The organism is Solibacillus sp. FSL W7-1436 (assembly GCF_038007305.1).
Classification (GTDB): domain Bacteria; phylum Bacillota; class Bacilli; order Bacillales_A; family Planococcaceae; genus Solibacillus.
This window is the reverse complement of the sequence record NZ_JBBOWV010000001.1, coordinates 1813729-1838917: the sequence shown is the minus strand read 5'-3', so window position 1 is coordinate 1838917 and position 25189 is coordinate 1813729. Positions and strand designations below refer to the sequence as shown.

Annotated in this window: 16 protein-coding genes, 14 tRNA genes and 3 rRNA genes; 8 read left to right on the top strand and 25 right to left on the bottom strand. The window is 41.9% G+C overall.

Annotated elements, in window-relative coordinates:
- Positions 1-116: 116 nt before the first annotated feature.
- The 5 genes from MKX73_RS09250 to MKX73_RS09230 all read left to right on the top strand — a co-directional run bounded on the left by MKX73_RS09250 (position 117) and on the right by MKX73_RS09230 (position 4065).
- The gene (locus MKX73_RS09250) at positions 117-482 is read left to right on the top strand and encodes a GntR family transcriptional regulator (RefSeq protein WP_340717180.1); all 366 of its coding nucleotides are present in this window, start codon (positions 117-119) and stop codon (positions 480-482) included.
- 9 nt (positions 483-491) lie between these two features.
- Positions 492-1355, top strand: a complete 864-nt coding sequence (locus MKX73_RS09245) for an ABC transporter ATP-binding protein (protein WP_340717179.1) — start codon at positions 492-494, stop codon at positions 1353-1355.
- A 1-nt stretch (position 1356) separates the two neighbouring features.
- Positions 1357-2070, top strand: a complete 714-nt coding sequence (locus tag MKX73_RS09240; protein ID WP_340717178.1) for a hypothetical protein — start codon at positions 1357-1359, stop codon at positions 2068-2070.
- A gap of 140 nt (positions 2071-2210) precedes the next feature.
- Positions 2211-2612: a YrvL family regulatory protein gene (locus MKX73_RS09235; protein ID WP_340717177.1), complete on the top strand. Its 402-nt coding sequence runs from the start codon at positions 2211-2213 to the stop codon at positions 2610-2612.
- Positions 2613-2682: 70 nt separating this feature from the next.
- Positions 2683-4065 carry a dipeptidase gene (locus MKX73_RS09230; RefSeq protein WP_340717176.1) on the top strand — a complete coding sequence of 461 codons (1383 nt, stop codon included), beginning with the start codon at positions 2683-2685 and terminating at the stop codon, positions 4063-4065.
- Positions 4066-4531: 466 nt separating this feature from the next.
- Here the strand turns inward: MKX73_RS09230 and cyoE are convergent, their stop codons facing one another.
- Positions 4532-5428: a heme o synthase gene (gene cyoE, locus MKX73_RS09225; RefSeq protein WP_340717175.1), complete on the bottom strand. Its 897-nt coding sequence runs from the start codon at positions 5426-5428 to the stop codon at positions 4532-4534.
- 172 nt (positions 5429-5600) lie between these two features.
- The gene (locus MKX73_RS09220) at positions 5601-6623 is read right to left on the bottom strand and encodes an AbrB family transcriptional regulator (protein WP_340717174.1); all 1023 of its coding nucleotides are present in this window, start codon (positions 6621-6623) and stop codon (positions 5601-5603) included.
- 480 nt (positions 6624-7103) lie between these two features.
- On the opposite strand from MKX73_RS09220, the gene exaC reads away from it, so the two are divergent.
- Together exaC and MKX73_RS09210 are read left to right on the top strand one after the other, a co-directional pair.
- Positions 7104-8624 (top strand): acetaldehyde dehydrogenase ExaC, encoded by a 1521-nt coding sequence (gene exaC / locus MKX73_RS09215; RefSeq protein ID WP_340717173.1) that lies wholly within the window; start codon positions 7104-7106, stop codon positions 8622-8624.
- 313 nt (positions 8625-8937) lie between these two features.
- A complete protein-coding gene (locus tag MKX73_RS09210) occupies positions 8938-9261 on the top strand; it encodes a DUF779 domain-containing protein (RefSeq protein ID WP_340717172.1) in 324 nt (107 codons plus the stop codon).
- A gap of 164 nt (positions 9262-9425) precedes the next feature.
- On the opposite strand, the gene MKX73_RS09205 is transcribed toward MKX73_RS09210, so the two are convergent.
- A complete protein-coding gene (locus tag MKX73_RS09205) occupies positions 9426-10640 on the bottom strand; it encodes a helix-turn-helix domain-containing protein (RefSeq protein ID WP_340717171.1) in 1215 nt (404 codons plus the stop codon).
- 132 nt (positions 10641-10772) lie between these two features.
- On the opposite strand from MKX73_RS09205, the gene MKX73_RS09200 reads away from it, so the two are divergent.
- A complete protein-coding gene (locus MKX73_RS09200) occupies positions 10773-12074 on the top strand; it encodes a S8 family peptidase (RefSeq protein ID WP_340717170.1) in 1302 nt (433 codons plus the stop codon).
- 54 nt (positions 12075-12128) lie between these two features.
- On the opposite strand, the gene MKX73_RS09195 is transcribed toward MKX73_RS09200, so the two are convergent.
- The 22 genes from MKX73_RS09195 to MKX73_RS09090 all read right to left on the bottom strand — a co-directional run bounded on the left by MKX73_RS09195 (position 12129) and on the right by MKX73_RS09090 (position 25147).
- On the bottom strand, positions 12129-12749 hold the full coding sequence (locus tag MKX73_RS09195) for a GyrI-like domain-containing protein (RefSeq protein ID WP_340717169.1): 621 nt from the start codon (positions 12747-12749) through the stop codon (positions 12129-12131).
- A gap of 427 nt (positions 12750-13176) precedes the next feature.
- Positions 13177-14745 (bottom strand): S-layer homology domain-containing protein, encoded by a 1569-nt coding sequence (locus MKX73_RS09190; protein ID WP_340717168.1) that lies wholly within the window; start codon positions 14743-14745, stop codon positions 13177-13179.
- Between the two features lie 255 nt (positions 14746-15000).
- Positions 15001-15072, bottom strand: a tRNA-Glu gene (locus MKX73_RS09185).
- A 1-nt stretch (position 15073) separates the two neighbouring features.
- Positions 15074-15149: transfer RNA gene (locus tag MKX73_RS09180), tRNA-Asn, on the bottom strand.
- Between the two features lie 11 nt (positions 15150-15160).
- A tRNA-Ile gene (locus MKX73_RS09175) sits at positions 15161-15237 on the bottom strand.
- A gap of 11 nt (positions 15238-15248) precedes the next feature.
- Positions 15249-15322 (bottom strand) — tRNA-Gly (locus MKX73_RS09170).
- A 3-nt stretch (positions 15323-15325) separates the two neighbouring features.
- Positions 15326-15401, bottom strand: a tRNA-Phe gene (locus tag MKX73_RS09165).
- 5 nt (positions 15402-15406) lie between these two features.
- A tRNA-Asp gene (locus tag MKX73_RS09160) sits at positions 15407-15482 on the bottom strand.
- A 3-nt stretch (positions 15483-15485) separates the two neighbouring features.
- Positions 15486-15560 (bottom strand) — tRNA-Met (locus tag MKX73_RS09155).
- Between the two features lie 44 nt (positions 15561-15604).
- Positions 15605-15697, bottom strand: a tRNA-Ser gene (locus tag MKX73_RS09150).
- Positions 15698-15709: 12 nt separating this feature from the next.
- Positions 15710-15783 (bottom strand) — tRNA-Met (locus MKX73_RS09145).
- Between the two features lie 58 nt (positions 15784-15841).
- Positions 15842-15918, bottom strand: a tRNA-Arg gene (locus tag MKX73_RS09140).
- A gap of 20 nt (positions 15919-15938) precedes the next feature.
- Positions 15939-16027 (bottom strand) — tRNA-Leu (locus MKX73_RS09135).
- A gap of 6 nt (positions 16028-16033) precedes the next feature.
- Positions 16034-16108: transfer RNA gene (locus MKX73_RS09130), tRNA-Gly, on the bottom strand.
- A gap of 52 nt (positions 16109-16160) precedes the next feature.
- Positions 16161-16236, bottom strand: a tRNA-Lys gene (locus tag MKX73_RS09125).
- Between the two features lie 10 nt (positions 16237-16246).
- A tRNA-Val gene (locus tag MKX73_RS09120) sits at positions 16247-16322 on the bottom strand.
- 12 nt (positions 16323-16334) lie between these two features.
- A 5S ribosomal RNA gene (rrf, locus tag MKX73_RS09115) occupies positions 16335-16450 on the bottom strand.
- A 74-nt stretch (positions 16451-16524) separates the two neighbouring features.
- A 23S ribosomal RNA gene (locus tag MKX73_RS09110) occupies positions 16525-19453 on the bottom strand.
- 230 nt (positions 19454-19683) lie between these two features.
- A 16S ribosomal RNA gene (locus MKX73_RS09105) occupies positions 19684-21239 on the bottom strand.
- The 16S, 23S and 5S rRNA genes sit together here with 14 tRNA genes alongside, the layout of an rRNA operon.
- A gap of 441 nt (positions 21240-21680) precedes the next feature.
- On the bottom strand, positions 21681-22163 hold the full coding sequence (locus MKX73_RS09100) for a flavin reductase family protein (protein ID WP_340717167.1): 483 nt from the start codon (positions 22161-22163) through the stop codon (positions 21681-21683).
- Between the two features lie 20 nt (positions 22164-22183).
- The gene (locus tag MKX73_RS09095) at positions 22184-23686 is read right to left on the bottom strand and encodes a 4-hydroxyphenylacetate 3-hydroxylase family protein (RefSeq protein WP_340717166.1); all 1503 of its coding nucleotides are present in this window, start codon (positions 23684-23686) and stop codon (positions 22184-22186) included.
- A 171-nt stretch (positions 23687-23857) separates the two neighbouring features.
- The gene (locus tag MKX73_RS09090) at positions 23858-25147 is read right to left on the bottom strand and encodes a PucR family transcriptional regulator (protein WP_340717165.1); all 1290 of its coding nucleotides are present in this window, start codon (positions 25145-25147) and stop codon (positions 23858-23860) included.
- Positions 25148-25189: the final 42 nt, after the last annotated feature.

Here is a 25189-nt window from a genome sequence, read left to right as displayed (position 1 = left end):
GAAGTTGCACCGATTGCTTTCCATTTTTATCTAAAAACACATTATATTATTGCTTGACTTTTAGGTTAGCTACTCATATAGTTAACCATACAACCAAGAGTGAGAGGAGGAAAACAATGCGATTAACATTCGATGATACGAAGCCCATTTTCCAACAGATCGCAGAAATGATTGAGGATGATATTGTAAATGGCGTTTTAAAAGATGGTGATCAGATTCCTTCAACAAATCAGCTCGTTGCACATTATAAAATAAATCCAGCCACGATTTTAAAAGGTTTTAATCAGCTGGTGGATTCAGGAGTTGTCTATAAAAAACGTGGCGTTGGGATGTTTGTCGCAGATGGCGCATTTGAAATGCTGCGAAACCGACGAATTTCTCAATTTCAACAGCAATATATTGAACCGCTAATCGCTGAGGCAAAGAAACTCGGCATGACGAAAGAGGAAATTCAAAAAATGATCGATTCATACGAAAGGTAGGGTTCAAATATGTACAATGTCATTCAATTTGAAGATGTCTCTCTTCAGTTAAAAAATAAACAAATACTCAAAAATATTTCCCTTACGTTAGAAACAAATAAAATATACGGATTGCTCGGTCGTAATGGAGCCGGAAAAACAACAATGCTCTCACTGCTTGCGAGCTTTGCCGAGGCAACTTCCGGACATGTAGCAATCGACGGTGCTTCTGTTTTTGAAAATGAAGATTTAATGGAAAATATTATTTTTATCCGGGATATAAAGCTCGACGAGTCGGAAAAAGTATGGAAATACATTAAGCAAGCAGCAGCATTCCGTCCGAATTTCGATGAAGACTATGCAAAAGAGCTGATGCAACGCTTCCGCCTCCCTGAAGATGTAGCGGTCTCCTCCCTATCACGAGGGATGATGTCTGCAATGCATGTCGTAATCGGTTTAGCAAGTCGATGTGCAATTACGATTTTTGATGAAGCCTATTTAGGAATGGACGCACCTGCACGCGTAAAATTTTATGAAGAAGTATTAAACGATTATATGGAGCATCCGCGAACAATCATCTTATCGACGCATTTAATTTCGGAAATGGAATCGATGTTTGAGGAAGTTATTATACTCGACCAAGGTGAAATTATCATTCACGAAGATCTTGATACGTTCACAACGCGAGGGGTTACGGTGACGGGGCCGATTGAAAAGGTCGATGCATTTACAATCGGAAAAACCGTTTTAAAAGAGCAAGTTCTTGGAAGCACAAAGCAGGCGATGGTTTATGGACAGCTTTCAGAAGAAGAAAAACAGCGTGCGAATGGATTACAAATTGCGCAGATTACATTGCAGGAGCTATTTATCCATTTGACGGAGGAGGAATCATAATATGAAAACGAAAAAATCATTTGTCGTCGGTATTTCCATGTTTCAAGTAATCGGCGGCTGGACCCTTTGGTTTATGGGGATTGTTTTAGCCATCTATATTGGGAGTCTTGTTTTTTCGAATTTCTCAGGGAATAGCTTTGAGATGAGTGTCCCTACTTTTATGGAAGAAGATTCTGAAACTTCAATTGCCGTTCTGCTCGGTAATTCCGCGCGTATCTTTTTCCTAGTATGCGGAATTTTATCTATGGGGCCTTTTCTTCAATATTTCGTATCGATGGGCATTACACGAAAAGCGTATTTTAAAGGAAATGTCATGGGTATTTTCCTTCTGACTGTCTCCTTTACATTGTTAACTTCCATTTTATACGGAATTGAATACTTGATCTTTGGTAGCACTAATAGCTTTGAACAAATGGCTTTATATTTTGTGAAACTGGCATTGGATATTGTCGTATTTTATTTAGTCGGCTGGTTTATCGCTGCAGGATTCCAAAGAATGAATCTTGTTATGGGCGTGAGTTTTATTTTAATTTCGGTTCTTGTCATTTTCATTCACTCGGGGTTATGGGGTGAAGAGCTGCCATTGGAAATTTTCAGCACTATCAGTGTAGAAAACTACTCGGCGATTATCATTGTATTGTTAAATGCGATCATAATCAGCGCTTTAGTTTATACAATTCGTCAGCTGACGAAAAACATGACGGTAAAAGCTTAAGTTAATACCTGTAGTGGGCCATTTGAAAAAGTGTGCTTACTGCAGGTATTTTATATCCTTTTACGTGAGCGCGCTTCCCTCTTTTTTTCCGGAAATCATTTATACTAACTATGATCTATTCAAAATTGTTAGGAGTCTATATGAAAAAATTCGGAGGTTTTATCGGCTTTATTTTTATTAGTTTGTTATTTATTGCAATTATCGGGGTCGCGATTTCCGTGGAAGTAGGTATTTTACTGCTTGTCGGAATTGAATTTGAAAGCTGGGGCAACTTAATTGGGTTCATCCTAATTTACGGAATCATAGAGTTTGGCCTTGTCATGGTATCCGATGTCCTGATTGAATTAAAAACAATACAGCATCACCGGTTACATAAATACTTTGCGCACTTGCTCATCTCCTTCACACTTTTAATGACAATTTCCCTCATGATGGAATCCATCTACTTGCCTTTATATGGCGGAATTGTCTTTGCAATCGCAACGGCGACATTGTATTTGGTGTTTGATGCAGGCTCAAAAAAAGGAAAGATGGAAAGCTGATTTCCATATGTTCTATGCTATAATTATTTCCATAACCGAAATATCGAAATAAAGGGAGGCACTCAACCATATGAGTCATTTAGAAAAATTAGATGCTTACTTCACAGAAAACCGTGAACGTCATTTAGCAGAGTTAAACGAATTTTTACGCATTCCTAGTATTTCCGCTTTATCTGAGCATAAAGCAGATATGTTATCAGCGGCAAACTGGCTGGCAGACCACTTAAAATCATTAAACATCGAAAACGTATCAGTAGATGAAACAGCCGGACATCCGGTCGTTTACGGCGAGTGGCTTCATGCTGAAGGCAAACCGACAATTCTATTCTACGGTCATTATGATGTACAACCAGTGGACCCTCTAAACTTATGGGAAACACCTCCTTTCGAACCGGCCATCCGTGACAATAAACTGTTTGCACGTGGTTCTTCGGATGATAAAGGACAAGTGTTCATGCATTTAAAAATGATTGAAGCGTTATTCGCTACAGAAGGTACATTACCGGTTAACGTGAAATTCATTTATGAAGGTGAAGAGGAAATCGGCAGTCCATCCCTGCCAAAATATACAGAAGACAATAAAGAAAAATTAGCGGCAGACTTAATTGTCATTTCCGATACAGGTCTTTATGCGAAAGGCAAACCGGCAGTATGCTACGGTTTGCGCGGCTTAACAGGTGTGCAAATTGATGTGCGCGGTGCAAAAGGTGACTTGCACTCCGGTCTTTATGGCGGCGGTGTTCAAAACGCAATCCATGCACTTGCAGAAATTTTAGCCTCTTTCCGTGATGAGCATGGGACAATTCAAGTAGAAGGTTTCTATGATTCAGTGCGTCCCCTGTCTGAAGAAGAGCGTCAAGCTTACCGCGATCTGAATTTTGATGAAGATGCATTAAAAGAAGAAGTCGGTGTAAAAGAATTATTCGGTGAAGCTGGCTATTCTTACTTGGAACAAACATGGGCACGTCCAACATTGGAAGTGAACGGCGTATTCGGCGGCTTCTCAGGTGAAGGCATTAAAACAGTATTACCTGCTGAAGCCGGTGCAAAAATTACATGCCGTTTAGTACCGGACCAAGATCCGGAAGAAATTGTCGCTTTACTGAAAGCACATATCGAAAAGCATAAACCAACAGGTGTCGAAGTAACGATTTCTGAATTCGATAAAGGAAAACCTTATTTAACACCGTTTGACCACCCGGCAATTCAGGCGGCAGGCCGTTCATATGAAAAAGTGTATGAAGTACCGACAGCTTATACACGCGGTGGCGGATCGATTCCAATCGTTGCAGCATTCGATGAAATTTTGGGCTTGCCTGTTGTGTTAATGGGCTTCGGTCTTTCAAGCGAAAACTTCCATGCTCCGAACGAACATTTCCACCTGGAAAACTTCGACCAGGGCTTACGCGTACTTGGCGATTACATGCATGAAGTAGCAACAATTAAATTATAAAAACAAAAAAGACTCCAATGCCCACTACAGCATTGGAGTCTTTTGTAATCCGTACGTGACCATATAAAAAATAGGGGGGGTTTATATGTTGTCGAAGTCATGTACGAGATATATGAGTAACATAGCATATCAATGAGTGAGCAAACTTGCCTACCATACAACCCGCTCCTCTTGATAAACCTATAATAGCATGGCTCCTTCCTTCAAAAAATACGAAGGGTCCCATTGTCATATTATGCTCACATTTTCTGTTCACAATTTCTCAACAACCGGACATGAAATGATAATATTTTGATGTGACTCAGTTGATTTTTGATAATATTTTAGAATATAAAAGAAAATTCCATTACATCTAAGTGTTTTTTATCAAACAAGGAAGTAAACCTATGTGTTACTCAGCTTCCATAAACAAAAAACTCATCCACTTTCTTAATAAGAAAATGGATGAGTTTTAGATTATACAACTTTAAAGCACATTTAAAATCATGCCCACTGTTGCATAAATAAAGACTGTCCCAAATACAGCCATCATATGGAAAAGCGAGTAGCCGAACATAATATTGGCCCATTTTTTCTCCCCTTGTTTTTTGGATGCTGCAATACTCATGCAGAGCCAAATGACACCAAGGACAAGAGAAACGATTGTTAAGCCTAAGCTAAGCGGTAAAAATAAAAAGCTCGATAAAATTAACAATACGAGATAAATATTCGACTGAATATATGTGCGTTGCTCCCCTTTTGCTACAGGTAGCATCGGGATATTAGCCGCAGCGTAATCTTCTTTTTTACGAATGGCGATGGCATAAAAGTGCGGCATTTGCCAAATAACCATAATTAGAAACAGTGCCCATGCGGCCGGATGCCAAAGATCCGGAGCGACGGCTGCCCATCCAATTAGTGGTGGCATTGCGCCTGAAATACTGCCAACTTCTGTATTCCAGATTGTACGGCGTTTTGTCCACATTGTGTAAGGGACAACATAGAAAAATACACCTAAAAACCCTAACAAAGCAGCTAACGGTGATGCTAAATAAAGCGCCGTACTTCCTAGTATTAATAAAATCGTCGCAACGATCAGCACTAACTTTGCAGATAGTTCTCCAGTAACGGTTGGACGAGTTTTTGTACGGGGCATAATTTGATCGATATCCCGGTCATATACGTTGTTATATGCTCCTGCAGCAGCTATGACAGCCGCGGAACCAATAATTGCATAAATAATAGCGGGAATATGTTCAATAAAATTTAATTCATACGTATACAGGGCGAGCATTAATGCCGCGATCATCGGAATTAAGTTTGATTTAATAATGCCGGTCTTCACAGCTTGCGCCCACAACTGTCGATTCGATTGCGTTTGCATGTTCTTAATCCTACTTCCTCAATTAATCACTTTCTCTAGTATACCCTATAAGGGACACAAAGGGTTAGCATCCAGGCTTTTTTTCTCATTTTTCCATTCAAAATGTCGTGATAATGCTGTCACAATTAATCGATTGGATATTAGGCAGACACGTAACGCAGCAACATATTATTTATTGTTGTACAGGTTCTCCCCGCTCTCGGTAAATCCATTTAATAATAGGCAGTATACACAAGAAAATAAACAGTAAACGAAACAGCTGGAATACCGTGACAACGGAAATATCCGCCTTCACCGCAGCGGCCAGCAGACCCATTTGATCGAGTCCTCCTGGTGCTGTACTTAAAAAGCTTGTCGCAAAACTTAAATCTAAAAACCGTGCGATGAGCAAACTTGTGCCGTATGTGAGAACAATCATTGCAACGGTACTCGTCACCCCGCCGATTAAAACTTTCAATGGCAGACGTAATGTTTCCGGCTTTAATAATAGTCCGATGTAGGCACCGATTAAAATTTGTGCAATATGAAGAACATCACTCGGCATTGTCGGCGCTTCAATTCCAAAGAATTTTAATCCGATGACAAGGATGATTGGTGTTAAAAAATGCGCGACAGGCAGCTTTAATTTTCTGCCGAGTGGAACAGCAACAGCAGCGAGCAAAATGACAAGGACTACTTGCCAAACGTCCCATGTTAACGGAATACTCGCTCCCCCAACAACGTGACCGGATACTAAAAACGGAATGAGCAGCACGACCCCCAACACACGAACAATATGAAAATACGTGACCGCTGTTAAATGGACATCCCCTTCTTCTTCTGCAAACAATACAAGCTGAGATAATCCGCCTGGGACATTGGCAGCGACGGCCGTTTTAAATGTAAGCCCCGTGGATCTGGCAATGATCCATGCAATCCCTAAACAAAACGCAAATAATAGAACATTCACGATGATCATAAAGAACAGCAATGATTTGAAATCTGAAAAAAGCGCGAAATCAAATTGCTGTCCAATCGCGACACCGACAATTACAAGTCCAGTATTACGTAAAACTGCTGGCCATTTAAGCCGGTCTTTTATGAAAAATTGTGCAATTAATACTGAAAAAATAGGACCGATCAACCATGGAATCGGCAGTGAAAGCGCGGAGAATAGAAGTGCCCCAATCAGTGCAATTACGAATACAAGAAGCATAACTCCTCCCCTTTTCTTTTGATGAATACGTTCATTTTAACTTAAATTATTTCGGAATGCGAATAACTAAAAAAACCTTTAAGTTGACAATAAACAGTAAAAACTAGAAAATATGTACCAGAAATTCAGTTGGGACTACTTAAATACGTTCTGAAATAAGTAGATTCCGCAAAAAATATTTATAATAATTTATGTATATTTATTCAATTATTATCAACAGTTACTTTTGTTATATAATAACCACTTATTATAATACTATAAGGATTAATCCACTATTTTTCCATTACATCTCACCGCTATCATTTCTGTATCAGTACATAAATATTGCCTCTAAAATGATATTTACATGCAATTTCCTTTTACAAATATAACAACACGAGTAAGTATGTAAGCATTTTCATTTGCGATTTTTCATACATGAGTGCATAATAGGTTCATAAAGTTGTCGCAACTTTAATAACATAATAGAGGTGTTAATAGATGATCTATGCAAACCCTAATACTGCTGGTGCAGTAATCAACTTTAAAGAAAAATATGATAACTTTATCGGTGGCGAATGGGTTGCTCCTGTTAAAGGGCAATACCTAGATGTAAAATCACCTGTAACTGGTAAAGTATTTACTACAGTTGCTCGTTCAACTGAGGAAGATATTGAATTAGCATTAGACGCAGCACATGCAGCTAAAGGTGCCTGGGCACAAACTTCTGTTGCATACCGCGCGAATATTTTAAATAAAATTGCAGACCGCATTGAAGAAAATCTAGAAAAAATTGCTGTTGCAGAAACTTGGGACAACGGTAAAGCAGTACGTGAAACATTAAATGCTGATATTCCATTAGCAATCGATCACTTCCGTTACTTCGCTGGCGCAATCCGTGCACAAGAAGGCGGTATTTCTCAAATCGATAACGATACAGTAGCATACCACTTCCATGAGCCAATCGGGGTTGTAGGTCAAATTATTCCTTGGAACTTCCCATTACTTATGGCTACTTGGAAAATCGCGCCTGCATTAGCAGCTGGTAACGTAATCGTGATGAAGCCTGCTGAACAAACACCAGCATCAATCATGGTATTAATCGAATTAATCCAAGATTTACTACCAAAAGGTGTATTCAACGTTGTAAACGGTTTAGGTATTGAAGTAGGTAAACCACTTGCTACAAACCCACGTATCCAAAAAGTAGCATTCACTGGTTCTACTGGTGTTGGCCGTTTAATTATGCAATATGCGACAGAGAACATTATCCCTGTAACATTAGAGCTAGGTGGTAAATCACCGAACATCTTCTTCCCGGACGTAATGGATCAAGACGATGAGTATTTAGATAAAGCAATCGAAGGTTTAGTAATGTTCGCATTAAACTCAGGCGAAATTTGTACTTGTCCTTCACGTGCATTAATTCACGAATCTATTTATGACAAATTCATGGAACGTGTATTAGAACGCGTAAAAGCAATCAAAATCGGTAACCCATTAGATACAGAAGTTATGATGGGTGCTCAAGCTTCAAATGAGCAATTACAAAAAATCTTATCTTACATCGAAATCGGTAAAGAAGAAGGCGCTGAGCTACTTATCGGCGGCTACCAAAACCAATTAGATGCTGATCAAGAAGGCGGCTACTATGTGGCACCAACAGTATTCAAAGGTAACAACAAAATGCGTATCTTCCAAGAAGAGATCTTTGGTCCAGTTCTTTCTGTAACAACATTCTCTACTTTTGAAGAAGCAATGGAAATCGCAAACGATACAGAATTCGGTCTAGGTGCTGGTGTATGGTCTCGTAACATGGATACAGCTTACCGCGCTGTTCGTGGTATCCAAGCTGGTCGTGTTTGGACAAACACTTACCACCAATACCCTGCTCACGCAGCATTCGGTGGATTCAAAAAATCAGGTATCGGTCGCGAAAACCACTTAATGATGTTAGAGCACTACCAACAAACAAAATGTATGTTAGTAAGCTACAACAAAAACGCTCAAGGTTTCTTCTAAGCCGAAGCGATATAAGGGATGTGCTAATGTAGCACATCCCTTTTTTAATATTTTAATTGAGGTTGCTGTGGACTTTATGGGAAGAAAACAGAGCGGCGCGGAGTGGAGGGGCTGACTTCTAGGGGATCAGCGTGCGCGGAAAATCCACTAAATACTTGCCGACGTATTGGCAAGCATTTAGTTAGTTGAAGCCACGCCCCCAGAAAAGCATGCCCCGCAACGCAGCAGAGCGGACCAGCTCCAACAAGCTACCTGAAGTGAGTGGATATCTCAAATTTCCAAAGCATTATCCACAATTAGGGGGTCATATTATATGGAAAAGCTAATTGCAACCGAAAAAGCGGTTGAGATTATTGAGCTATTGAAGGCAAAGCATGGGAACTTAGTTTTTGAACAGTCATCGGGATGCTGTGATGGTACGGTGCCGATGTGTTTTCAGGCGGACGGTCACTATATTAGCAGCCAGCTTGTCCACATTGGGGAAATTGCAGGTGTTCCGTATTATATCGATAAACATCAGGCAGAGTATTTAAAGCATATGCAAGTTGTTGTTGATGTAATGGAAGGCCGCGGCGCTTCATTTTCACTCGAAAGTGCTGAAGGCTTTGCTTTTTTAATGAAGTCAAAGGTAATGTAATAAATGCAAAACGCCATCCAGGTGCTTGTGAGCTTTTTGGATGGCGTTTTTTTATTATGATAAAACTGGGGGATAAATTGGGATAGACAATGTCACCAATGCCACACTTAATAATAATAGCGATAATTTAACGTTTTTCTTCATATTCTTCGTCTCCTTTATAATTAAATGAATTGGATTGCTTTTTCAAACTTCTTTTCTTGCCGGTAGTACTCACCCAATAAATAAGAAAACTGCTGGTGCATTTCTTTAAATTCTTCACTGTTTGCCGTGAACGGAATTAACCTCCCCTCCAAAAATTCCATCGCTTTCTTTTCTTGTCCACCTAGCAAATATAAATAAAAAGAAGCAAATAAATTAAAACTAATTTTTCTCTTACTTTTTGCTTCTTCTTTTAAAATAGTAAAAGTTTTTATACTTTCTACTTTCTGTTCAAGACGAAATTGTGTCATACCCAAGTTATATAAACAAAATAGATAGTTATCGCTGTCATTTTCCATTAACGAAGCACTTTTCTCAAAGTAAACGAGGGCACTTTCATATTCGCCTCTCATTTGATATAAATCTCCAAGATTATGGTATATAGCAGGCAGTAACTGCTGTTGTTGCATCAGTTCAACATTTCTCAAGAGATGATCATAAATTTCGATTGCTTCATGGAACACTTTCCCCTGAGCGTAATAAAGAGCGAGCGACATCGATGTATAAATAATCCGCTTAAAATTAAACTGGTCCTTATAAAAATGCAGTGCTTTTCTCCCGTAAATGATCGCCTGGCTTGGTTCATCGAGCCGTCCTTTTATTAACGAAAAGTGATAGTAAAACTCCCCTTCCAGTGATCCGAGTTCTGAATTTGTCTGAAGTATAGTAGTTAGTTCTACAGCTGCTTCCGCGTATTTTCCTCTTGTTAATAAAACTAATGCATAATAGTAAGAATGTAAATATCTCTCATGTTGGGAAAAATTTTGACGGTGGGCATTTAGCCACTTCAGCTGATGTTCCGCCAGTTTATATTCGTTAATAAAAACGTAGTATCGTAATTTGTAAAGTTCATATAAATAGATCGATTCCGTAAAACCAATAATTTCTTCATAGTCTTTTAATCGGTCCATTGTCTCATTAGCTTTCTCATTTTCTAGATAATTGATCTGTTTTTGTAAGTCTTTCAATAACTTTATGATATGGTGTTCGCTATTTTTGACGTCATGGCTATTAATATTCAAACGTTCAAGCAGTAGACGAATTGTCTCGCAGTTTGCTTCTTTATTGTTATTTTCTATTTTACTTAAATGTGGAATTGAGCAAATTCCCGCTGCTACCTCATTTTGAGTCATTCCCAGCTTTGTACGATAGTACTTTATTAAAGAACCTATTTTCATTCAAATACCACACCCCTTTAAAAGTTAGTTAGTTTATCTAGTATACTTAATATTTTCCCAATAATCAAAAAACTGTTAATGTGATAAATTCAATATGTAATCCAAATATATTTTGAAAAGGGGTCAGGAAAAATGAAAAAAGTGAAGAGTACGTTATTTAGTCTTTTGATTGCAGGATCATTAATGAGTCCGGCACATGCGGCAACTTTGGGTAATGAAGACAATTCGGCAAACAATGTCGGCCAAGAAAAGTTCCGTGTGTACATTGAAGCAAACAACCAGTCTGCAAAACAATCAGCAAAATCACAATATTCAGCACGTTGGGAATTAACAGAGAACGGATTTTCAACAGAAATGAATGAAAAGCAATTCCAGGCATTACAAAAGAATAAAAATTTCACAGTCACAAAAGTTCCTGTCGTTTCTTTAGATCCAATCAACTTGGAATTGGGAGAGGATTATACAGTAGAAGATAGAACGCCGGATGCATCAGCGTACGCAAGAGCTTCCCAGCAAGTACCATGGGGAATTAAAGCGATTTATAATAATAGTTCATTAACATCTACATCTGGAGGAAGCGGCGTAAATATCGCCGTACTTGATACGGGAGTAAACACTTCCCACCCTGACCTATCCAACAATGTGGAGCAATGTAAAGACTTTACGACTGCATCATCTGTTGTAAACAATAGCTGTACTGACAGAAACGGTCACGGTACACATGTTGCCGGTTCAGCTTTAGCTGATGGCGGAAGCGATCGAGGCGGCGTTTACGGTGTTGCTCCAGATGCAGATCTTTGGGCATACAAAGTATTAACAGACAGCGGTTCTGGTTACTCGGATGATATTGCTGCTGCAATCCGTCATGCGGCTGACCAAGCAACATCTACTCGTACGAAAACGGTCATTAACATGTCATTAGGTTCTTCAGCGAACAACAGCTTAATTTCAAGTGCTGTCAACTATGCATACAGCAAAGGCGTACTTGTTGTTGCGGCTGCTGGTAACTCAGGCTATGCACAAGGAACAATCGGCTATCCTGGTGCATTACCGAACGCTATTGCAGTAGCAGCATTGGAAAATGTACAGCAAAACGGCACTTACCGTGTAGCTGACTACTCTTCACGCGGTTATGCTTCAACAGATGGCGATTATGTTATTCAGCAAGGTGATGTTGAAATTTCAGCTCCTGGTTCAGCTATTTACTCTACATGGTACAACGGCGGCTACAACACAATTAGCGGTACATCAATGGCTACACCTCACGTAGCAGGTTTAGCAGCAAAAATCTGGGCTCAAAACCCGTCTTGGTCTCACACGCAACTGCGCTCGAACTTACAAACACGTGCAAAAGCTGTAGACATTAAAGGCGGTTACGGTGCCGCTACAGGCGATGACTACGCTTCAGGATTCGGGTTTGCCCGCGTTCAGTAATATAGGCCGTAATAAAAAACGAAACACCGGGCGTGCTGCTGGTGTTTCGTTTTTTCATTTATTTTTTTCTACACGGTAGCGCAGTAATGTTTTTAATCGATCACCGGTTACTTTACGCGGATCCGATAAATAAATTTCGCGGTGCACTAATGTTTTAATGCGTAAATCATTGTTTTCAATAAACTCCTGCATGACCGTGAACGTCTCACTCTCTGTAGCAAACGGACCGATATGCAGCATTTGTACCGACAGACCATCCGTCATCTCGTCAAAGTAAACTTCGCTCAACAGTTCATTTCGCTTTTTATTCCGTGCCACTTCCATCGCTTTATTGAACATTGCTTCATTTACAAATTCCGGCTGGCGGATCATAATCGTATACACAAGATCATCTAGATGGAGCTCATCGGAATCGTAATTCTTTTTATCCCACAGCCCTTCAAGCGGATAGACCGTATACTCAAAATAATCATCCGGCGCAAAGCCGTTTTTATGACTCATACGAATCGTATACGCCAAACTGTACAAGGCCTCTACGCGTTCTTTAAAGTCTTGTCCATTCGGATTGCCCTCACCTTTGATACAGATATATTTCTGTTGCGGGACGTCCAGTAATGCCGGTTTTGCTTTTGTGCCGTATAGCTCTTTTTCGTGTTTTCTATATTCATGCTTCATTTCATTCACCCCTTTATCTTAAAGATACACGCTTTATAAGGGTGGTCGCAATGTTCTAATATGTTCGGAAATGTTCTAATATAATTTTATTTGTTCTAATAAAGCTGCGATTTTCTAATATAATCGGGTGTTGTTCTAATAAGCAGTCACTTTGTTCTAATATCCCTTACCGATCAGCTAATATCTCCCGGTCATCTTCTAATATCGGTTCTAATTGTTCTAATAAAATCCCGATCGCATATCAGTTTCAACATATTCAGCTGCTAACGTTGCTTGAATACAGTTGGAACCGGCGAAACTTCTAATATCGACCAAGTTTCTTCTAATATCCCCTCCGACTCTTCTAATAACCCGGACCAATGTGCTAATAAAACCGACCAACAAAAAAACAGCCTAAGTAAAAATCACTTAAGCTGCTTCGCGTAAATTATAATTCACAAGCCCAGCCATCTTTATCGCCGTCTCTTGCCGTTGCATAAGCGGGATGCGATGAGCTGACACCTTTCGGATAATAAACCCGCATTTCTGTACAGTTTTTAAATGCAGTCGGTGCTCCCGGAATGACATATGTCCCGGAATTTGCATCACCTTTTGGTTTTTCAGGTGTTGTATTCGGCACGATGAACTCTTTCGCACTAATTGAGTAGGATTGACCGTTCGTAGTCACAACAATTGTTCCATCCTGAGCAGTTGCGTAAGCTTTTGTACCAACCGCTTTAATGTTTGTAAGCACTTCTTTATGCGGATGGCCATAGCTGTTACCCTCTTCATAGCTTAAAATAACCGCTTTCGGATTTACCTTCTGTAAAAACCCAAGCGAGCTACTCGAACTTGAACCGTGATGACCAGCTTTTAAAATCGTTGCGGAAACATCGTATTTCTTCGCAATTTGCTCCTCGATTCCTGCATCTGCATCGCCCATCAACAAGAAGGACATTTTTTGATACGTCAGTTTTAATACGATGGAAGCATCATTCATATCACTTGCTTGCGCATTGACAGCTAAAACTTGAATTTTCATAGTTGAATCCAATGAAATCAAGTCCCCCACTTTTGGCTCTTTATACGGAATTTTCTTTTCGGCCACCATCTGCAGTAAGTTTTCATACGTTGCTGTTGTATGGACTTTTCCGCTGTTAATAAATTCGCCAACCGTAAAGTTTTCCAGTACTGCAGTCAATCCACCGATATGATCGGCATCCGGATGTGTCGCTACTACGTAATCAAGTTTCTTCACATTTTTAGATTTCAAATAAGCAACAACCGTGCTGCCGTATTCTTTCGTCCCTGCATCAATTAGCATTGTTTTCCCATTAGGTGCTTGAACGAAAATCGAGTCCCCTTGTCCAACATCCAGAAAGTGTACGTTCAGTTTGGAAGATGTTGTCCCTAAGCTTTCCTGATATTTCACAGCACGTGCTAAAAATGCGGAAATATGAGCACGCGTTAAATTATTCGCTGGCTTGAATGTACCGTCTTCATAACCCGTTGTAATTTTTGCTGCAGCTAATTGGCTCACTGCTTCATATGCCGTATGCCCTTTTTTTACATCTTTAAATGTTTTCGTGCCATTCGGTAAATCAAATGCACGTGCAATAAATGCCGCCATATGACCGCGTGTCACTTTCGCCGTCGGTTTAAACGTCCCGTCCGTATAGCCATTAATGATACCTGCTTCTACAGCTGATTGAATATATCCGCTGTTTTTATGTGACTTCGGAACATCTTTAAATTTTGTTGCTCGCTGTGTCCCATCAAGACCGACAGCTTTTGCAACCATGACAGCCACTTCTTCGCGCGTCACAATATCTTTCACACCGTACGTCTTTTTGTCAGCACTAATAATCCCTTTATTCAATAAATAAGCTATATCCTGATAATTACTATGCTTTGGCGGTACATCAGTAAACACTTGTTCCGCACTTGTCGGTGAAGCATGTAGCATCGTGGATACAGCTAGAAGAAACACTAATAATAAACTAAATACATTTTTCATTATCTAACCTCCATTATTTATTATAGATTTTTTAATAAAGAAAGGAAGTTATTTTCGAATAGTATCTAATAATTCTTTTTGGTAGTAATGGATTGATCATCCTTTTCTTGATCATTCAAAATTACCGGATGGGATTTGTCCCTTTCTAAACAACCTGATATTGATAATTAAAAATCGTAGTCGAGGATTTATAGTAGAAATTTAAATTTCTTTACAAACAAAAAAAGCATGTAGCCTTTGCTACATGCTTATAAATGACCCGTACGGGATTCGAACCCGTGTTACCGCCGTGAAAGGGCGGTGTCTTAACCACTTGACCAACGGGCCATGGCTCCGAAGGCAGGACTCGAACCTGCGACCTGCCGGTTAACAGCCGGATGCTCTACCAACTGAGCTACTTCGGAATAATTGTATATGGTGGGCCTAAATGGACTCGAACCATCGACCTCACGCTTATCAGGCGTGCGCTCTAACCAGCTGAGCTATAGGCCCTATTTAAAAACTGGAGCGGGTGATCGGAATCGAACCGACAACATCAGCTTGGAAGGCTGAGGTTTTACCACTAAACTACACCCGCATATGGTGGGTTTGGACGGAATCGAACCGCCGACACTTAGAGCTTCAATCTAATGCTCTACCAACTGAGCTACAAACCCACAAATGGCGGTCCCGACCGGGATCGAACCGGCGATCTCCTGCGTGACAGGCAGGCATGTTAACCGCTACACCACGGGACCATTTGGTTGCGGGGGCAGGACTTGAACCTGCGACCTTCGGGTTATGAGCCCGACGAGCTACCACTGCTCCACCCCGCGACAATATTATGTTTATACTTTTTTCATTACCCAGTTTGTAAAAATGGAGGAGGTAGAGGGATTCGAACCCCCGCGCGGTGTTACCCGCCTGTCGGTTTTCAAGACCGATCCCTTCAGCCAGACTTGGGTATACCTCCAAAAGTATAAAATGGCTACCGAGGGAGTCGAACCCACGACCTTTCGGGTATGAACCGAATGCTCTAGCCAGCTGAGCTAGGTAGCCATGATGATAAGTATTTCTCTACTTGATAAGCATATAAGCTTTATCCAGTTAAGTTATATGGCGCGCCCGGCAGGAGTCGAACCCACAACCTTCTGATCCGTAGTCAGACGCTCTATCCAATTGAGCTACGGGCGCATATTGTTTTATTTAAAAAATGGTGCCGAGGGCCGGAATCGAACCGGCACGGTGATCACTCACCGCAGGATTTTAAGTCCTGTGCGTCTGCCAGTTCCGCCACCCCGGCATTTTTTGGAGCGGAAGACGAGGTTCGAACTCGCGACCCCCACCTTGGCAAGGTGGTGTTCTACCACTGAACTACTTCCGCAAAATGCATTAGAGAATTTTTATTCTGACAGTATATATAATGGTTATAAAACTGGTGAGCCATGAAGGACTCGAACCTTCGACCCTCTGATTAAAAGTCAGATGCTCTACCAACTGAGCTAATGGCTCTTGATTAAAATGGTGGAGGATGACGGGCTCGAACCGCCGACCCCCTGCTTGTAAGGCAGGTGCTCTCCCAGCTGAGCTAATCCTCCCAAAAAAAATAAGCGAAGCGACGTCCTACTCTCGCAGGGGGAAGCCCCCAACTACCATCGGCGCTAAAGAGCTTAACTTCCGTGTTCGGTATGGGAACGGGTGTGACCTCTTTGCCATCATCACTTCACTTAATTATTTAGTTAAAAGAAATTTCATTCTTTCAAAACTGGATAAACGGTTCATTGAATTGTGCAATAAAATGTGGTTAAGTCCTCGACCGATTAGTATTCGTCAGCTGCATGCGTCGCCGCACTTCCACCTCGAACCTATCTACCTGATCGTCTTTCAGGGGTCTTACTTACTTGCGTAATGGGAAATCTCATCTTGAGGGGGGCTTCATGCTTAGATGCTTTCAGCACTTATCCCGTCCATACATAGCTACCCAGCGATGCCTTTGGCAAGACAACTGGTACACCAGCGGTATGTCCATCCCGGTCCTCTCGTACTAAGGACAGCTCCTCTCAAATTTCCTACGCCCACGACGGATAGGGACCGAACTGTCTCACGACGTTCTGAACCCAGCTCGCGTACCGCTTTAATGGGCGAACAGCCCAACCCTTGGGACCGACTACAGCCCCAGGATGCGATGAGCCGACATCGAGGTGCCAAACCTCCCCGTCGATGTGGACTCTTGGGGGAGATAAGCCTGTTATCCCCGGGGTAGCTTTTATCCGTTGAGCGATGGCCCTTCCATGCGGAACCACCGGATCACTAAGCCCGTCTTTCGACCCTGCTCGACTTGTAGGTCTCGCAGTCAAGCTCCCTTATGCCTTTACACTCTACGAATGATTTCCAACCATTCTGAGGGAACCTTTGGGCGCCTCCGTTACTCTTTAGGAGGCGACCGCCCCAGTCAAACTGTCCGCCTGACACTGTCTCCTACCCCGCTAAGGGGCATGGGTTAGAAGTTCAATACAACCAGGGTAGTATCCCACCGACGCCTCCTTCGAAGCTGGCGCTCCGAGATCTCTGGCTCCTACCTATCCTGTACAAGTTGTACCAAAATTCAATATCAGGCTACAGTAAAGCTCCACGGGGTCTTTCCGTCCTGTCGCGGGTAACCTGCATCTTCACAGGTACTATAATTTCACCGAGTCTCTCGTTGAGACAGTGCCCAGATCGTTACGCCTTTCGTGCGGGTCGGAACTTACCCGACAAGGAATTTCGCTACCTTAGGACCGTTATAGTTACGGCCGCCGTTTACTGGGGCTTCAATTCACAGCTTCGCTTGCGCTAACCGCTCCTCTTAACCTTCCAGCACCGGGCAGGCGTCAGCCCCTATACGTCACCTTACGGTTTTGCAGAGACCTGTGTTTTTGCTAAACAGTCGCCTGGGCCTATTCACTGCGGCTTCTCTAGGCTATGCACCCAAAGAAGCACCCCTTCTCCCGAAGTTACGGGGTCATTTTGCCGAGTTCCTTAACGAGAGTTCTCTCGCACACCTTAGGATTCTCTCCTCGACTACCTGTGTCGGTTTGCGGTACGGGCACCTCTCACCTCGATAGAGGCTTTTCTTGGCAGTGTGAAATCAGGAACTTCGCTCATACGAGCTCGTCATCACAGCTCAACGTTATAGTATGCGGATTTGCCTACATACACGCCTTACTGCTTGAACACGCGCAACCAACGGCGTGCTTACCCTATCCTACTGCGTCCCCCCATTTCTCAAACGGTGAGGAGGTGGTACAGGAATATCAACCTGTTGTCCATCGCCTACGCCTATCGGCCTCGGCTTAGGTCCCGACTAACCCTGAGCGGACGAGCCTTCCTCAGGAAACCTTAGTCATACGGTGCATGGGATTCTCACCCATGTTTCGCTACTCATACCGGCATTCTCACTTCTAACCGCTCCACCAGTCCTTCCGGTCTGACTTCAACGCTGTTAGAACGCTCTCCTACCACGCATACTCAAAGTATGCATCCACAGCTTCGGTGAATCGTTTAGCCCCGATACATTTTCGGCGCAGCGTCACTCGACCAGTGAGCTATTACGCACTCTTTAAATGATGGCTGCTTCTAAGCCAACATCCTGGTTGTCTAAGCAACGCCACATCCTTTTCCACTTAACGATTACTTGGGGACCTTAGCTGGTGGTCTGGGCTGTTTCCCTCTTGACTACGGATCTTATCACTCGCAGTCTGACTCCCGTGTATAAATATCCGGCATTCGGAGTTTGTCTGAATTCGGTAAAGCGAGATGCCCCCCTAGTCCAAACAGTGCTCTACCTCCGGTATTCTCAATCACGAGGCTAGCCCTAAAGCTATTTCGGAGAGAACCAGCTATCTCCAGGTTCGATTGGAATTTCTCCGCTACCCACACCTCATCCCCGCACTTTTCAACGTGCGTGGGTTCGGGCCTCCAGTGAGTGTTACCTCACCTTCACCCTGGACATGGGTAGATCACCTGGTTTCGGGTCTACGACCACGTACTAATTCGCCCTATTCAGACTCGCTTTCGCTGCGGCTCCGTCTTCTCAACTTAACCTCGCACGTAATCGTAACTCGCCGGTTCATTCTACAAAAGGCACGCTATCACCCATTAACGGGCTCTAACTACTTGTAGGCACACGGTTTCAGGATCTATTTCACTCCCCTTCCGGGGTGCTTTTCACCTTTCCCTCACGGTACTGGTTCACTATCGGTCACTAGGTAGTATTTAGCCTTGGGAGATGGTCCTCCCGGATTCCGACGGAATTTCACGTGTTCCGCCGTACTCAGGATCCACTCTGGAGGGAATGAACTTTTGACTACAGGGCTTTTACCTCGTTTCGCGGACCTTTCCAAGTCGCTTCGTCTAATTCATTCTTTTGTAACTCCGTATAGAGTGTCCTACAACCCCAAAGAGCAAGCTCTTTGGTTTGGGCTCTTCCCGTTTCGCTCGCCGCTACTCAGGGAATCGAATTTTCTTTCTGTTCCTGCAGGTACTTAGATGTTTCAGTTCTCTGCGTCTGTCTTCAACACGCTATGAATTCACGTGAAGATACTATCCGATTAAAGATAGTGGGTTCCCCCATTCGGAAATCCCCGGATCAAAGCTTACTTACAGCTCCCCGAGGCATATCGGTGTTAGTGCCGTCCTTCATCGACTCCTAGTGCCAAGGCATCCACCGTGCGCCCTTATTAACTTAACCAAAAGTTAACACTTGGATAAAATCCAAGATTTAGTTTACACGTCAATTGCTTGACTTGTTTAAAAATCTATAAAATAGAAATTTGATTTATTGCTTTCAATGTCGTTTTATCCAGTTTTCAAAGAACAAAGGTTTTGAAGTGTTTCATTCAATTAAGAATGAACCTTCAAAACTGAACAGCAAACGTTAATGTTTCATTCCCCAAGGGAATGATTCCGAAAAATCCTTAGAAAGGAGGTGATCCAGCCGCACCTTCCGATACGGCTACCTTGTTACGACTTCACCCCAATCATCTATCCCACCTTCGGCGGCTGGCTCCATAAAGGTTACCTCACCGACTTCGGGTGTTACAAACTCTCGTGGTGTGACGGGCGGTGTGTACAAGGCCCGGGAACGTATTCACCGCGGCATGCTGATCCGCGATTACTAGCGATTCCGGCTTCATGTAGGCGAGTTGCAGCCTACAATCCGAACTGAGAACGGTTTTATCGGATTAGCTCCCCCTCGCGGGTTGGCAACCGTTTGTACCGTCCATTGTAGCACGTGTGTAGCCCAGGTCATAAGGGGCATGATGATTTGACGTCATCCCCACCTTCCTCCGGTTTATCACCGGCAGTCTCCTTAGAGTGCCCAACTGAATGATGGCAACTAAGAATAAGGGTTGCGCTCGTTGCGGGACTTAACCCAACATCTCACGACACGAGCTGACGACAACCATGCACCACCTGTCACCGTTGCCCCCGAAGGGGAAACTATGTCTCCATAGTGGTCACCGGGATGTCAAGACCTGGTAAGGTTCTTCGCGTTGCTTCGAATTAAACCACATGCTCCACCGCTTGTGCGGGCCCCCGTCAATTCCTTTGAGTTTCAGTCTTGCGACCGTACTCCCCAGGCGGAGTGCTTAATGCGTTAGCTGCAGCACTGAGGGGCGGAAACCCCCCAACACTTAGCACTCATCGTTTACGGCGTGGACTACCAGGGTATCTAATCCTGTTTGCTCCCCACGCTTTCGCGCCTCAGTGTCAGTTACAGACCAGACAGTCGCCTTCGCCACTGGTGTTCCTCCAAATCTCTACGCATTTCACCGCTACACTTGGAATTCCACTATCCTCTTCTGCACTCAAGTTCCCCAGTTTCCAATGACCCTCCCCGGTTGAGCCGGGGGCTTTCACATCAGACTTAAGGAACCACCTGCGCGCGCTTTACGCCCAATAATTCCGGACAACGCTTGCCACCTACGTATTACCGCGGCTGCTGGCACGTAGTTAGCCGTGGCTTTCTAACAAGGTACCGTCAAGGTAGCGCCAGTTACTACGCTACTTGTTCTTCCCTTGCAACAGAGTTTTACGAACCGAAATCCTTCTTCACTCACGCGGCGTTGCTCCATCAGACTTTCGTCCATTGTGGAAGATTCCCTACTGCTGCCTCCCGTAGGAGTCTGGGCCGTGTCTCAGTCCCAGTGTGGCCGATCACCCTCTCAGGTCGGCTACGCATCGTTGCCTTGGTGAGCCGTTACCTCACCAACTAGCTAATGCGCCGCGGGTCCATCTTATAGTGACAGCAAGACCGTCTTTCAACTTTCAAACATGTGTTAAAAAGTATTATTCGGTATTAGCCCCGGTTTCCCGGAGTTATCCCAATCTATAAGGTAGGTTACCCACGTGTTACTCACCCGTCCGCCGCTAAAATTTTAAAGGTGCAAGCACCAATAAAATTTCCGCTCGACTTGCATGTATTAGGCACGCCGCCAGCGTTCGTCCTGAGCCAGGATCAAACTCTCCATAAAAGTAGTTTGAAAGCTCATTTGCTTTGCTAGCGATCCAACTTCGTTAGAAGTTGGAATCTATTGTTTGCTTCATTTAAGAAGCTTGTTTCATTAACGTTGCTTGTTCAGTTTTCAAGGTTCATTTTGTTTCGTTTGTCGCGGTAACTCCCGGCGACTTGTATAACTATACAGCCTATTTAAATAAACGTCAACAGTTTTAAATAACTTTTTTCATCTTTTTTATTTCAGTCTAGTTTCTTCTTATATAAATGTATTCGAAATAAATACTGAAACTAACCGAAAAATCTCTTATCCCCTTCTCTTTTCTAACTAAATTCTATAAATAAATTATAGAACCACACTACTCTCTCCCCCATCTAAACAAAAACTCAAAAAACCCCAATCGTTCAAAATCCCCGCCACAGCTTTGGAAATTTCAAACGATTGGAGCGTTTCCTCACCCTAAGTTTTTTGAATTACTTTCATCTCTTCAACTTGCCGGTACTTACCTTGGTAAAATAATAGCGGATCGCCTTCATTAACTTCAATTAACTTCGGCTTCCCTAAAAAAATTGTATGATCGCCTGCCTCGACTTGTTCGACTACTTCACAAACTGTGCGCATGATTGAATTAGGGATTAACGGAAAGTTCTCAACATACTCAAATTCAAAAGGGCTGTCTACTTGAATCTGACCTGCGAATCTTTTGGAAACATCAATTTGTTCATACTTTAAAATACTAACACCGAACATATTTGACGCTTTGATTTTATCCAATGTAGCCGCTTTATGACCGATTGAAATTGCGACTAATTCAGGATCGAGTGAGATGGACATAAAACCATTTGCAGTCATTCCATGCGGCTCTGCATCATTTAAAGTAGTAATAACCGTGACACCTGTTGCAAATTGTCCCATAGCTTGTCTAAATGATAGTGCTGTCATCAAGTACCCCTCTTTTCCAGTTAAATAGTAACGTTTGATTTTGTTTTCCAGACCGGGTTTGTCCATCCATTTAAATCGTAGTCCGACATTGCACTGTCTACAACAGATTTGAAATAGTCCACATTCCCTGTAGCCATCCCATGATATAACGCTTCCAGTCGAATGTTTTCATGGTTACCTGCGTAGTTTACTTCGTATAATTCATGGCGGCCGCCAAACTCAGAACCGATTGCATCCCATACCATTTTCAATAATTTCACACGTGATTCAGCATCTACACCTGTGCCGCGATAGTACTCATCTAAATACGGACGAATTTCAGGATTGTTGAAGTCAGCTGCACTTGATGGCAGTTGAATTAGACCTCCAGCGACTACTTGTTCGAAAATATGAACGACCTTAACCCATACTTCCGGTGCAAGGACACGATATGCACTGGCAGCTTCACCATTAGGAACAGCAATTCCGCTCATACCTATATCAGGGTTTGTCGCCATAGCTGTTGATAATGACCAAATCATATTACGCATCGCAACAATTTCTCCTATATTTGCCTGAACACCTCTAAATTGATGCGTACCAGAAAACTCCGTTGCTTTTAAAATTAGTCCTAACATAAAGTCCAGTTTAACACCTAAACGCGTACATCCATGGAAGCTAAAACGATTGACGAAATGTGTGGCTGGCACGAAGTTATTAGAAACTTCCACATTTTTATAAGCTAGAACATCTTCCCATGGGATAAATACATTATCCAAAACAATGACCGCATCATTTTCATCAAAACGACTTGATAATGGATAGTCGAATGGAGAACCGTTTACTTTAGCACTGAACTCATATGATTGACGGCTGATCATTTTTAATCCCGGCGCATTCATTGGAACAAGGAAAATCAACGCATGACTCACATCTCCATCACCAAGGGATTTTGGTCCATAGTTAGCGACAAAATTATAGTGAGTCAAAGCGGCAGCTGTCCCTACCATTTTTGCCCCCTTTACGATAATCCCGTCGTCTCTTTCCTTCACAACACGAACGAAAACGTCTTTGTTTTCATGCAATGATTTTGAACGATCCATTTGCGGATTAATGACTGTATGATTAACAAACGGCAGCTCTTTCGATGCTTTTCGGTACCATGCTTTTGCATTCTCTTCAAAACCTACGTAATAATCCGAGTAGGCATTTAAATGTCCGAGGAACGAAGCTTTGTAATCAGGTGTACGGCCCATGAATCCAAAATTTAATTTAGACCATTCTGCAATAGCGTCGCGCGCCCCTAATAAATCGTCCGCATTCTTTGGAGTTATAAAAAATTTATGTGTACGGTCACCATACTCATTAATTCCAGTTAATATGGATTGTTTTTCCGGATCATGCAATGCATCATAAAGACGTGAATATGATTTTGCAGAATTTTCATAGGCTGGATGTTCTACAACATTATCAATCTTTTCACCATTCAAATAAACAACACGACCATCATTTAGGCTTTCCAAGTAACTTTTACCAGTATGCATAACTTATAACCTCCTTTGATTTGTTAGCTTCAGTGTAAAGGAAGAAAGCGTTTTCACATATTGCAGTTCCTGTCTAAAATTTTCGTTTTCACTAACAGCAATTGCTAGTTTCATAATAAAAAGATCACTTAACGACCAGATTAAGTCGTTAAATGATCTATAAATACTAATTTATATTACGGGCAGATTTAAGACTTTAAGCACTTTTAAATTTAACAAAAGCTGAAATCGGATTTTAGGACATCGTAAATCAATTTGTAATAACTCCTTTATATTTTGTAAACGATACCTGACCCCTCCGACAGATAAATTCGTTAACTTGGCTGTTTTCTCCAAATTGCCGCCATTATCTAAAAAATAATAAAGTGTTTGCATCAGATCCTCTTCTTGTAGAATTTCCTGAAGATCTCTTTCTACTATACTTCTAAGTAATTGTTGATGTTCCGTATATAATAATGCACCAAGTATGCCGATATCCTCAAACTGCATAACCGGCTCATTGGAAGTGGCCATTCTCTCAGCAATGATTGCCTCTTTAATAGATGGATTAAGGCATTCCAATGTATTTGTTGTCGAACTTATACCGACACGGCAAATGATCGAATCCTGATATTTATCGATTGAATGCAAGAATTTTTCGGGTGCTCCGTCTAATAGAGGGTCATCAAAAGAAAGCGGAACAAAACATAAAACCCCTTGACCGCGTTGGACAATCAATACTTCCATATTTAGCTTTTTAAAAAAGTTCACGATTTCACGATATACTTTTACAAACATCTGCAAATTGTCGTCACTTGATTTATCTTTGTAGTTAAAGGAAATATAGGCAATATGATAACTTTCCTGCACATAAATATTCAATAGCTTCAGTTCCCGTAACAGCTCTTTATAATCCGTAATCTCTCCAATAAGAAGCTTTTCAAATAACACGGCTTTCATTCGTTCATTTGCATCGAACATCGCCTTTTTATTGATAAGCACAATACTGCAAATGGTACTGATTCGCTCAAGTATCATTTTTTCTTCTTCTGTAATGATTTCATCTTTCTGATAGAAAAATCCGCAATATTGAAAAACTTCCTGATCGACTATTATCGGTGATATAAGAATTTGCCCGCTGTCCAGGCTAATTTCGCGTATCTCCCGGAACTTCCAATTCGCATATTTCTTCTTATATTCCAAAATAAAGTTTTCCAGTAGTACCGATTGACAGGAGGAATAGCAAAGGTCCCCTTCAAGATCAAGCAGAGCAATTTCTCTTCCTACCATTTGATTACATTCCTTTAATATTTCAATTAAATTTTGTTTATTAATGAGCATTTCATTTAATTTATTGTAGATTGCGATTACATTTTTCAGTTGCAGATTTTCCTTAACCATCTTATTCACATCGATTTGTTGCTTCAGGTTTTGCATCGGTATAAAAGTTGTAAGATTTTTTTTCAAATCAAAATTCAACAATAAATCCACGCCTTTCAATATATAATTCAACTACCACTCAAT